The sequence below is a fragment of the Paenibacillus sp. y28 genome (assembly GCF_037137075.1).
Taxonomy (GTDB): Bacteria; Bacillota; Bacilli; order Paenibacillales; family NBRC-103111; genus JBBBNV01.
Map to the genome: position 1 here is coordinate 1 of NZ_JBBBNV010000033.1, position 11936 is coordinate 11936.

Consider the following 11936-nt stretch of genomic DNA (forward strand, 5'->3'; position numbering starts at 1 on the left):
GCCGCGCTCGTGCTCGCGTACTGCTGCTCCACGCTCGTCAGCTTCGCCGCAACCTCCGCGTGAACCTCACGCTCTAGTTCCAGCTCCGCGGCGACCTCTGCCTTCGCCTCGCGCTCCTGCTCCAGCGCCGCGCTCGTACTCGCGTACTGCTGCTCCACGCTCGTCAGCTTCGCCGCAACCTCCGCGTGAACCTCACGCTCTAGCTCCAGCTCCGCTGAGACTTCCGCTTTCGCCTCGCGCTCGCGCCCCAGCTCCGCCTCGACTCCAGCCTTCGCCTCACGCTCGCGCTCCAGCGCCGCGGCGACTTCCGCTTTCGCTTCTCGCTCACGCCCCAACTCCGCGGCGACCTCTGCCTTCGCCTCGCGCTCCTGCTCCAGCGCCGCGCTCGTGCTCGCGTACTGCTGCTCCACGCTCGTCAGCTTCGCCGCAACCTCCGCGTGAACCTCACGCTCTAGCTCCAGCTCCGCTGAGACTTCCGCTTTCGCCTCGCGCTCGCGCCCCAGCTCCGCCTCGACTCCAGCCTTCGCCTCACGCTCGCGCTCCAGCGCCGCGGCGACCTCCGCCTTCGCCTCGCGCTCCTGCTCCAGCGCCGCGCTCGTGCTCGCGTACTGCTCCTCCACGCTCGTCAGCTTCGCCGCAACCTCCGCGTGAACCTCACGCTCTAGCTCTAGCTCCGCGGCGACTTCCGCTTTCTCCTCACGCTCACGATCCAGCTCTGCGCTCGTGCTCGCATACTGCTGCTCCACGCTCGTCAGCTTCGCCACAACCTCCGCGTGAACCTCACGCTCTAGTTCCAGCTCCGCGGCGACTTCTGCCTTCGCCTCACGCTCACGCTCCAGCTCCGCGGCGACCTCTGCCTTCGCCTCACGCTCACGCTCCAGCTCCGCCTCGACTCCAGCCTTCGCCTCGCGCTCCTGCTCCAGCGCCGCGCTCGTGCTCGCATACTGCTCCTCCACGCTCGTCAGCTTCGCCACAACCTCCGCGTGAACCTCACGCTCTAGTTCCAGCTCCGCGGCGACTTCTGCCTTCGCCTCACGCTCACGCTCCAGCTCCGCGGCGACCTCTGCCTTCGCCTCGCGCTCACGTCCCAGCTTCGCCGCAACCTCCGCGTGAACCTCACGCTCTAGCTCTAGCTCCGCGGCTACCTCCGCCTTCGCTTCTCGCTCACGCCCAAGCTCCGCTGCGACTTCCGCTTTCGCCTCACGCTCACGCCCAAGCTCCGCTGCGACTTCCGCTTTCGCCTCGCGCTCACGTCCCAGCTCCGCCTCGACTCCAGCCTTCGCCTCGCGCTCACGTCCCAGCTCCGCCTCGACTCCAGCCTTCGCCTCGCGCTCACGTCCCAGCTCCGCCTCGACTCCAGCCTTCGCCTCGCGCTCACGTCCCAGCTCCGCCTCGACTCCAGCCTTCGCCTCGCGCTCACGCTCCAGCGCCGCGCTCGTGCTCGCATACTGCTCCTCCACGCTCGTCAGCTTCGCCGCAACCTCCGCGTGAACCTCACGCTCTAGCTCCAGCTCCGCCTCGACTCCAGCCTTCGCCTCGCGCTCCTGCTCCAGCGCCGCGCTCGTGCTCGCGTACTGCTCCTCCACGCTCGTCAGCTTCGCCGCAACCTCCGCGTGAACCTCACGCTCTAGCTCCAGCTCCGCTGCTACTTCCGCTTTCGCCTCACGCTCACGCCCAAGCTCCGCTGCGACTTCCGCTTTCGCCTCGCGCTCACGTCCCAGCTCCGCCTCGACTCCAGCCTTCGCCTCGCGCTCCTGCTCCAGCGCCGCGCTCGTGCTCGCGTACTGCTCCTCCACGCTCGTCAGCTTCGCCGCAACCTCCGCGTGAACCTCACGCTCTAGCTCCAGCTCCGCGGCGACCTCCGCTTTCGCCTCACGCTCACGCTCCAGCTCCGCCTCGACTCCAGCCTTCGCCTCGCGCTCCTGCTCCAGCGCCGCGCTCGTGCTCGCATACTGCTCCTCCACGCTCGTCAGCTTCGCGGCTACTTCCGCTTTCGCTTCTCGCTCACGCTCCAGCTCCGCCTCGACTCCAGCCTTCGCCTCGCGCTCCTGCTCCAGCGCCGCGGCGACCTCTGCCTTCGCCTCGCGCTCACGCTCCAGCTCCGCCTCGACTCCAGCCTTCGCCTCGCGCTCCTGCTCCAGCGCCGCGCTCGTGCTCGCGTACTGCTCCTCCACGCTCGTCAGCTTCGCCGCAACCTCCGCGTGAACCTCACGCTCTAGCTCCAGCTCCGCTGCTACTTCCGCTTTCGCCTCACGCTCACGCCCAAGCTCCGCTGCGACTTCCGCTTTCGCCTCGCGCTCACGTCCCAGCTCCGCCTCGACTCCAGCCTTCGCCTCACGCTCACGCTCCAGCTCCGCCTCGACCCCGGCCTTCGCCTCTCGCTCCTGCTCCAGCTCCGCCTCGACCCCGGCCTTCGCCTCTCGCTCCTGCTCCAGCTCCGCTGCGACCTCTGCCTTCGCCTCTCGCTCCTGATTCAGTTCAGCCGCAGCCTGCGTGTGTGCTTGGACCGCAGCCTGCTCGTCCTTTCTGGCCGCTTCCACAGCCTCCAAGGCCTGCAGCTTTTCCTGACGGGTTTGCTCCAAGCGTCCGGACAAATCCTCCTTCTCGCCTTGAAGCCTCCGCTGCTCCGCCTCGAACTGCTCCTGCTTACTCAGCAGCTGCTGCTCCAGCTGCTCCTTCACAGAAAGCAGCCTGTTAACATTGCTCTGCAGCTCTTCGCGATCGTCAATTTCTTCTCTCATCTTTATATATTCATCGGCCATATTATAGGCCGCCAAAACTGCGATTCTCGGCAAATCAAGCCGCGGCTGCGCTTGGGCGATTTTATACATTTGTTCATTGAGCTGACTGCCGACTTTTTTCATATGGGTCATACTCGTGTTATTACCGATTAAATTATAGCTCATTCCAAAAATTTCCAGAGATATTCTAGTTTTGTCCTCAGCTGTCATCCAAGCGCCTCCCGTTCTATAAATGAATCATAAATCATTCTATTTCCAAAGCTTTCGCTTTAATTCTCCTAAATCCGCTGCGAATTCGCGCATACCTCTATTGTAGTAAACTTAACCAGATGCGGCAAATTGAAAACCTCGCTTTTCCGGTTGAAATGGAAATTAAATCCACAAACATTCAAATCCAGCCCATTTTCAACAACTATCAAACAAATTCAACAAATGCTGACAAAGCTTCCAGTCCAGATAAAGCGTTTTTATTTTTGCTGTCTTCTGGATGAAAAAGCGTTCTATCCCGATTAATTCGGCATTGTGCGGTCTTTTTCCTTCTCTTGCGCCAAGGTTATCAGCGGAATATGAGAAGGACTTTTTTGCCTCAAAAAAACCAGTCGGGTATAAAAAAAAGCGAACCCTCGCGTTCGGTTAAAAACGCAGAGAGCCGCTGCTGCTGTAAACTCACATTACTTACCGGATTATCGGCGTCGGCACCCCTGCAAAAGCAAGATGCCCGTATATAAGCTAGATTAGAACCGTTCGGAACCATGGAAACGGATAAATCCAATCTAGTATTATTGCGTCCTTAGCGAAGGCGCTGCCTGATTTTTTGACAAACCTAAAACGATGAAAGCCCTGCCTCTCTTCCATTCTTGCGGCTCCTTGACCGCGCCAGTGTGAATCAAGTCAATCAAAGCACAGAAAACAAGTCATCTTTCTTTTTTTACTGCCCCTGGAATCGGTGAAGCTTCATCAATGAGGTAAGTTACGTAAAAACGATGAGGTAAAAGAAGGCTTGTTACAAAGGATAAGTAACGAGGTTAATTGAGTTTTAACTTTCATATTATATCATACCTGTTGATAAACCACAATCTGTACCCTGTTAAGTGATTTAATATCCTGGATGAACAAGTGGTTAATCAACAGGCAGCCTATGAGCTTTGTCGAAGCGGAAATTCCATGCACTGTGTTTACTGTAAGCTTATTTCTGGTTGGAAGGGCGGATCAATGCGCTTTATAATGGAAAAACCATCCATGCTTATTACCCTGAACGACCCGAAGTACAAGAAGTACAATAACTTCTGCTATTGAACCGCTTTGGCGGCTAATTTTCTTTGCCCCAGGAACACAAGGAGACATAATACCAAAAATACAAATGGTACGAACGCCATGCCAAAGCCTTGACCTGCCTGGAGATGGGTAACCACAGCTCCCGCCATAACAATAACCAGTGCCACACTAAAAACAGGAATTAATTTTTGTTTCCATACCCCTAGCAACAGACCCACCGCCGAGATCAGTTCAATAGCGCCGACAACATACATAAATCCTGTGCCGTACCCGTAAATCTCATTGAAAGCTGCAACCTGAGTTGGATCCCCGCTCAGCTTCATAAAGCCGGATAATAAGAACCCAATACCAACCAATACCTGTAAAATTCGAACGGTCCACTTCATTTCTGTTTCCTCCTTGAATAATGCGATTTGATAGATGTATACTAATACAAAAGGGTCGATTACCGGAAGTAGGCACTTAAATTAAACATAGTATACAAAAAGAAACCATAGGATTTTATTGATGTTTAAGGAGGTTGATTCCATGCCAGAGAGCTGTGAGAACAAAATGGAAACCGCTTTAGAGATTTTGGTCGGGAAGTGGAAGCCCGTCATTTTATACCTTCTTTTTAAAAACGGTACGATGCGATTTAGTGAACTCCATAAGGCATTGCCTGGTATCACCAAGAAGATGCTGACCAGCCAACTGCGTGAGCTGGAGCACCACGATATTGTTCATCGGAAGATCTACCGGCAGATCCCCCCAAAAGTAGAATATTCAATAACGGAATACGGCCAAAAAATGGCCCCTGTATTAACATCGTTGGTGGAGTGGGGAGCCGAACACATGAAGCATTTAGAGAAATTGGGCAGATCCGAGCAGCAGCCTCATTCGATGTAAACAGCAGGATAAAAAAGCCATGTATACCGGCTGTCCCGCAAGGGCTGCCACAAGCAAAAGACCCCGGAAGGACCGAATGAATTCGGTCCTTCCGGGGTCTTGCCTTTATCCGGTTTATTTGCGCAGCTCGGCCTGGTAGGTGTTCTCAAGCGCCGTCACTACGCGGCCATGCGCTTCGCTGACTTCCTCGTCGGTAAGTGTGCGGTCTGCATGGCGGTATACGAGGGCCAAGGCAACACTTTTCTTGCCTGCGCCAAGGCGCTCTCCAGTGAAAATGTCGAACACTTCAATCGACTCCAGCAGCTCGCCCGCCGCCTCACGGGCAGTGGCAATCATGCCGCCGACCGGAATAGAGCTGTCCAGTACGACCGCCATATCCCGTCCGATGGCCGGAAAGCGCGGCAGCGCGGCATAATCGATCCCGAAATCCGCCGCCTCGGTAATTGCATTCACATCCAGCTCGAATACATAGGTATCGGACAAATCCTTCTCCTTCTGAAGATCAGGATGCAGCTGGCCAATCCAGCCCAGCACAATCCGCTCCGCTCCGTCCCGTTCCACCGCAACCTCCGCCGTACGTCCCGGATGATAGCCTGCCGGCTGAGCCGCCGTGTATGCAACACCGGCAACGCCAAGGTAGGCCAGCACATTGTCCAGTACACCCTTCAGGTCGTAGAAGTCTACTGCAGCGGCTTTGCCGGTCCAATGGGTGCCGTGTCTCTTGCCGGTCAGCAGCGCGGACAGCAGCAGCTTCTCCTGCGGCAGACGGGTCAGGCTTTCTTCCGCCGTCAGGAAGCTTTTGCCGAGTTCAAAAATAGCGACATCGTCCATGTTCCGGTTGCGGTTGTATACCGCTACATCCATCAGATGCGGGATCAGGCTCGTGCGCAATGTGCTCCGGTCCTCGCTCATCGGCATCGCCAGTGCAATAGGCTTGCTCCCTGCGTCCAGTCCCGGGTACGCCGCCATCTCCTTCGGATGGGTAAGAGAATATGTAACGACTTCATGCAGGCCGCTGTCCGTCAGCAATTGGCGGATGGTACGGCGGATACGCTGGCTGCGGGTTAAAGAGCCCGGGGTCGTTACACCGCTCATCAGTGTAGTCGGAATGTTATCATAGCCGTGCAGCCGGGCTACTTCTTCAATCAAATCCACATCGCGGCTAATATCCCCGCGGCGATTCGGCACGCGTATACGCAGCGCATGGCCCGGAACTTCCTCATATCCGAAATTCAGCCGTTCAAAAATCGCCTTTACCTCCTTCAAGGACAGCTCTGTGCCCAGGTAGCCGTTCACCTTCTCCAGCGAAAGGGTCAGCTCGACTGGTTCAAAAGAAGCCGTCGATGCAGCCGCAAAGCCGTCCGCCACTTGTCCGCCGGCCAGCTGCGCCATCAGGTCGGCTGCGCGGTTCAAAGCGGCGATAACTGCATCCGGGTTCACTTCCTTCTCGAAGCGAAGCGAGGATTCGGAGCGCAATCCCAGTTGGCGGCTCGTCTTGCGGACGCTGACTCCATCGAACTTGGCGGACTCCAGCAAAATCCGCGTCGTGCCGTCAGACACCTCTGTATTGGCTCCGCCCATAACTCCGGCTAGCGCTACCGCCTTCTCCGCATCGGCAATAACCAGCATTTGCGGCTCCAGCTTGCGCTCCGCGTCATCCAGGGTCACCAGCGTTTCGCCTTCTCGTGCAAACCGCACTTCGATGCTTCCCCCAGCCAGCTTATCGGCGTCAAAGGCATGCAGCGGCTGCCCGTATTCAAGCAGAACATAGTTTGTAATGTCCACGATATTGTTAATCGGGCGAATTCCGGCCGCCATCAGCCGGTTTTGCAGCCACAGCGGCGATGCCGCCACCTGCACGCCCTCGATCAGACGGGCGGTATACAGCGTACATTGCTCCTTGGCCGCAATGGCGATTTTAACAAAGCCGGCGTCCGGATTCAGCGCTCCGGAATAGGCTGTGCCTGCTGCTCCGGCCGGTACCTCGCAAACTCCTGTCACTGGATCGCACGAGCCGGCATCCGCAGCGTCAAGAGCCCCCTGGGAGGTCGAACCGAGCGCCGTAATGGAGGACGGCGTCACGTAGCCTGTGCCAAGGGCTGCCTGCGAAGCCTCCGGCAGCTTCACCGGACGGCCGAGAATGGCTCCGATTTCATACGCCGCGCCCAGCATGCTGAGCGCGTCCGAACGGTTCGGGGTCAAATCCAGCTCCAATACCTCATCGTTAATCGCCAGCACATCCAGAATGCTGAGCCCAATTTCCGTGTCCCCTGGCAGGACAAGAATCCCTTCCTGCTGCTCCTTCGGCAGCAGCTTCTCGTTTAAGCCGAGCTCCTTGGCCGAGCAAATCATGCCCATCGACTCGACGCCGCGCAGCTTCGCGCGCTTAATGGCGAAGTCTCCCGGCAGCTTCGCGCCGACAACTGCCACCGGCACTTTTTGGCCGGCCGCAATATTTTTAGCCCCGCACACGATCTGCAGGTCTTCGCCCTGCCCTACATCTACGATACATACGCTCAGCTTGTCGGCATCCGGGTGCTTCTCCCGCGATTTGACATAACCGACAAGCACGTTCTCAACGCCCTGATTCCGGCTCTCGACGATATCGACTTCAATCCCGCTGCGCGTCAGCTTCTCGGCCAGCTCCTGAGCCGTATACCCGGATACATCCACATATTGCGATAACCATTGATAGGATACTTTCATGTCCGTTCACCCTTTCCGCTCTCGATTACACATGCACGAACTGCTTCAAGAACCGCAGATCGTTGGTATAGAAATGACGAATATCGTCAATGCCGTATTTCAGCATCGCAATCCGCTCCACGCCCATCCCGAACGCGAAGCCGCTGTATTCCTGCGGGTCGTAGCCGGCCATCTCCAGGACGCGGGGATGAACCATACCCGAGCCGAGAATTTCCAGCCAGCCGGTCTGCTTGCATACCCGGCAGCCTGAACCGCTGCACATCATGCAGGTTACATCCACCTCGGCGCTTGGCTCGGTGAACGGGAAGAAGCTTGGACGCATCCGAATGCGGGTCTGCTTGCCGAACATCTCTTGAACGAATTGCAGCAGCGTTCCCTTCAAATCGCTCATCCGGATATGCTTGTCTACAACCAGCCCTTCGATTTGCGTGAACTGGTGGGAGTGTGTCGCATCGTCGTCATCGCGGCGGTATACTTTGCCCGGGCAAATAATTTTGACCGGAACGCCGCCCTTCAGCCGCTGCATGGTTCGTACTTGAACCGGCGATGTATGGGTCCGCATCAAAACCTCATCGGTAATATAGAAGGAATCCTGCATGTCGCGGGCCGGGTGATTTTTCGGCAGATTGAGCGCTTCGAAGTTATAGTAGTCCTGCTCAACCTCCGGTCCTTCCTCGACGGTGTAGCCCATGCCGACGAAAATATCCTCAATCTCCTGAATCACCTTGCTCAGCGGATGGACCGCCCCTTGCGGCGCCGGACGGCCCGGCAGGGTGACATCAATCGTCTCCGCAGCCAAGCGCGCTTCCGTCTCCGCTTTATCGAAACGAGCCTGCTTGCTGTTGATGACTTCCTCGATCGCCGCCCGGACATCGTTGGCCACCTGGCCGATTATCGGACGCTCCTCGGCGCTCAGCGCCCCCATGCCGCGGAGAATTTCCGTGAGCGGCCCTTTTTTGCCCATATACTTGACCCGAATGTCATTCAGCTCCGGCAGTGTTTGCACCTGTCCAAGCTCACGCAGCGCTTCTTCCTTGAGCGCCAGCAGTTTGTCTCTCATCGTGTTTCCCTCCATATTTGTTCAAATAAAAAAAGCCATTTCTCCCGAAAGGGACGAAATCGCCGTGGTACCACCCTTATTTAGAAGGCCTGCGCTGATAAGCCGCATGCTTCCTCACTTTGCCGAAATAACGGTTCGGAAATCCGGTACCCTCTACTTGCGCTGGAATCCGGCCCGGCATCCTTACAGCAGCAATGCGGCCTGCGGGTCAGCAGTTCAAGGGACGGCTCGGGAGTGAACTTCGGCAGCCTGGTTCCGCGGGGATGCTCTCAATCTCCGGCATCCTCTCCCTGTGGGGAAGCACTGCGTACTTTTCTCCGTCAATGCCTTTGGCTTGACTTTTGGTATAACTGCTATTATAGGGAAATACGGGGCAGGATGCAAGGGCCGGGCTGCCGTTTTTTGCCGGAAAAATACGATGCTCACGAAGCCGAATCTCAACAGGTAATATCTGATGCATCCGGAGGAATGGTTTGATTGGTCTTTCCGCACGCGCGCAGCTCCCAGCGCGCGGTGTTTCGCTGCATGACGGCGGTCGGTCGACCACATGCGCGAGCCTGTGCTGCCATGACTCAAAGGCTCTGTATCATCCTTCTAAACCAAAGGACCCAAAACCGGGTTTTCATGGCTTTGGGGCTCTCAAGCGCTGCTGTCAAATGCCAGATTTGCTTAAAATACAAACTGATCCGGATCAGGCCCGACCCGCTTATCCTGGTTCAGCCCGTCGATTTGGGCGATTTCTTCCGCTGTCAGCTCAAAATCGAAAATGTCCGCATTTTCACGGATGCGCTCTGCCGTAACGGATTTCGGAATGGTGACAATCCCCTTCTGAATATCCCAGCGGAGTATGACCTGGGCGGAGGACTTGCCGTATTTGGAGGCAATGGCTGCAATAACCGGCTCCTGTGTCAGCTGGCCCTGCATCAGCGGGCTCCACGCCTCAAGCTGAATCCGGTGCTTCAGGCAGAAATCATGCAGCTCCTTTTGCACAAGGCGGGGATGAAGCTCGACCTGGTTAATAACAGGCACGACGCTGCTGTTTTGAAGCAGGTCCTCCAGATGGCGAATCTGGAAGTTGCTTACACCGATCGCGCGGACGCTGCCTTCCTCATATAAGCGCTCGAACGCTTTCCAGGTATCCTTGTATTTATTCGTGCCAGGCCAATGAATCAGGTACAGATCGATGACGTCCAGGCCGAGCTTTTTCCGGCTTTCCTCGAAGGCCCGCAGGGTCGAATCGTACCCCTGATGCTCGTTCCAGAGCTTCGTTGTCACAAACAGCTCCTCGCGGGGAACGCCGCTGCTCTTGATTGCTTGGCCGACTTCGGCTTCATTGCCGTAAATAGCGGCCGTATCGATGCTGCGGTAGCCGGCTGCGAGCGCCGTCGTTACCGATTCCAGCACCTGCTCGCCGGTTGCCTTCCACGTGCCAAAGCCAAGCCAGGGAATGGTGACACCGTTATTCAGTACTGTACCGTCTGTCATTCGCTTCATCCTGCCCACTCCTCCCAGATATTGCAAATCATTCGTTATCATCCAGTTTATTTATTTCGATGACATGATCCATTATAGCCAAAAAGATCGGTCTTGCAGAAGCAGGCATACCTGTGTAAGCTAGTAAACCAATATACCGGGTGCCTTGACCGCTATAAAAACTGAACCTTCTGCTCCCGCCACACAGTACGGGCATAAGCTTCCGCAAGACCGGCTTGCTTAATCAGCCCTCTGTTGACAGCCTTGCGCCTTAGCCTGGCCGTAAACAGCCGGATGAAGGGTGACGGGGGCAGCGCCACGGCAGATCCGTCAACCCATTTCGCCTGAAGCAGCGGGCCGTCCTGCCCTGCAAGTGGCGCAGAACGGGCAAAGCCCGCCCGGTACCAGGGGCGACCCTCTTTTTTGCTTGCGCCGGGCTTGTTCAGACAATGCCTCGGAAGCAAGGTTTAGCCGACCGCTCTTCAAGCCATTCTATTGTACATCCAAATGATACCATATTCCTTCGCCCCGATGAACCTGTTTATGAAGATTTTGCAATACGCCCTGTTATAAATAGGGTCGACTGCCGGCATGTATTGAAGCTCCGAGCTTTATAACTCCAGCTATATACAGCCCCTATCATGACGAGGGTCATTCTCGAAGTATGTTTTGGACGGACGGGCCTGCCGCCCCGTTTTTATTCGCAGATCTCAACTGCAATCTGCGCTATTTCAGGGAACCCCTATTCCTTGTCCATGATGAAAGTGAGTATAATGAGGTAAAAAACGCTGGAAGCAAAGGAGTGTAGCCTCATTGAAGCTGGACCGACTGCTAGCCATCACCATGCTGCTGTTAAACCGGAAACGGGTAAGCGCGGCGGAGCTGTCCGAACGGTTTGAGGTATCGCTGCGCACGGTATACAGAGACCTCGACACCCTGTCTCAGGCCGGTATCCCTGTTGTCTCTCACGCAGGCGCGGCGGGCGGCTACGAGATTATGGAGCAGTACCGGATTGAACGGCAGTTTCTTTCCCTGGACGAGCTGCAAAGCATCATCATCGCCCTGCGCGGCATTCAGTCCACCTTCAAGGATCAAGATATCAGCAGCCTGATGGATAAGGTCGGCACCCTCGTTGCCCGTTCTGAGCAGCAGACGGTGCAACAGATGAAGGAGCAGCTCGTTATCGACCTCAATCCATGGCATGGCGGACAAGAAGAAAAGGAGAAGCTGGCGGCGCTTCGCGAAGCTATCGGGCGCACACAGATTGTACAGTTTGCGTATACCAGCTCCCAAGGGGACGATTCAGTGCGCTCGTGCGAGCCTATGGGCGTGGTGCTCAAGGGCTATATCTGGTATTTGTGCGGCTTCTGCAGGCTGCGACAGGATTACCGCATTTTCCGCTTAACCCGCATCGATCGGCTGGAGGTGCTGCCGGAAACGTTTGAACGCCGGGATAAAAGTCTGGAGCAGCTGAGCTACGGGTGGGGCGGGCCTGCAGCGGCGTCTGCCAATATCCGGCTGGTGCTGCGTTTCCATTCCCGAAGAAAGGCTCGTATTCGGGACGATTTTCAGGCGGATCAAATCAAGGTGGAGCCGGACGGCAGCCTGCTTGTCACCGCCTCTCAGCCGGAGGAGCCCTGGCTGTACAGCATGCTGCTCAGCTACGGCGCGGATGTGACGATTATCGAACCAGAATCCGTCGCCAGAGCTGTATGCGCGGAAGCCAAAAAATTGATTGGCTTGTATCCGGAATACTGACACTCTGTTGTCAGGGTCGGTGGGGTATTGTTATAGGC

8 protein-coding genes are annotated in these 11936 nt (G+C 56.5%); 2 read left to right on the plus strand and 6 right to left on the minus strand.

Going from position 1 to position 11936, the window contains the following annotated elements; all coding sequences use genetic code 11:
* Window positions 1-2951: hypothetical protein (locus WBG83_RS19640; RefSeq protein WP_336747035.1), on the minus strand; the 2951-nt coding region annotated here is incomplete at its 3' end.
* A 1079-nt stretch (window positions 2952-4030) separates the two neighbouring features.
* On the minus strand, window positions 4031-4402 hold the full coding sequence (locus WBG83_RS19645) for a DoxX family protein (RefSeq protein ID WP_336747036.1): 372 nt from the start codon (window positions 4400-4402) through the stop codon (window positions 4031-4033).
* A gap of 142 nt (window positions 4403-4544) precedes the next feature.
* Between WBG83_RS19645 and WBG83_RS19650 the strand changes: the two genes are divergently transcribed.
* Window positions 4545-4901, plus strand: a complete 357-nt coding sequence (locus WBG83_RS19650) for a winged helix-turn-helix transcriptional regulator (RefSeq protein WP_336747037.1) — start codon at window positions 4545-4547, stop codon at window positions 4899-4901.
* Window positions 4902-5015: 114 nt separating this feature from the next.
* On the opposite strand, the gene pheT is transcribed toward WBG83_RS19650, so the two are convergent.
* The 4 genes from pheT to WBG83_RS19670 form a co-directional block, all read right to left on the minus strand.
* Complete coding sequence (gene pheT / locus WBG83_RS19655) at window positions 5016-7607, minus strand: phenylalanine--tRNA ligase subunit beta (RefSeq protein WP_336747038.1); 2592 nt, start codon at window positions 7605-7607, stop codon at window positions 5016-5018.
* Window positions 7608-7632: 25 nt separating this feature from the next.
* Window positions 7633-8667: a phenylalanine--tRNA ligase subunit alpha gene (pheS, locus tag WBG83_RS19660; protein WP_336747039.1), complete on the minus strand. Its 1035-nt coding sequence runs from the start codon at window positions 8665-8667 to the stop codon at window positions 7633-7635.
* 669 nt (window positions 8668-9336) lie between these two features.
* Window positions 9337-10161, minus strand: coding sequence for an aldo/keto reductase (locus WBG83_RS19665; RefSeq protein WP_336747040.1), 825 nt, complete (start codon window positions 10159-10161; stop codon window positions 9337-9339).
* Window positions 10162-10313: 152 nt separating this feature from the next.
* Complete coding sequence (locus WBG83_RS19670; protein ID WP_336747041.1) at window positions 10314-10604, minus strand: hypothetical protein; 291 nt, start codon at window positions 10602-10604, stop codon at window positions 10314-10316.
* Between the two features lie 349 nt (window positions 10605-10953).
* On the opposite strand from WBG83_RS19670, the gene WBG83_RS19675 reads away from it, so the two are divergent.
* Window positions 10954-11898: a helix-turn-helix transcriptional regulator gene (locus WBG83_RS19675; RefSeq protein ID WP_336747042.1), complete on the plus strand. Its 945-nt coding sequence runs from the start codon at window positions 10954-10956 to the stop codon at window positions 11896-11898.
* Window positions 11899-11936 lie beyond the last annotated feature (38 nt).

Bases quoted from the DNA above. Each gene is read 5' to 3' on its own strand.
- WBG83_RS19645 (WP_336747036.1), bottom strand. From the start codon at position 4,402: ATGAAGTGGACCGTTCGAATTTTACAGGTATTGGTTGGTATTGGGTTC.
- WBG83_RS19650 (WP_336747037.1), top strand. From the start codon at position 4,545: ATGCCAGAGAGCTGTGAGAACAAAATGGAAACCGCTTTAGAGATTTTG.
- pheT (WP_336747038.1), bottom strand. From the start codon at position 7,607: ATGAAAGTATCCTATCAATGGTTATCGCAATATGTGGATGTATCCGGG.
- pheS (WP_336747039.1), bottom strand. From the start codon at position 8,667: ATGAGAGACAAACTGCTGGCGCTCAAGGAAGAAGCGCTGCGTGAGCTT.
- WBG83_RS19665 (WP_336747040.1), bottom strand. From the start codon at position 10,161: ATGAAGCGAATGACAGACGGTACAGTACTGAATAACGGTGTCACCATT.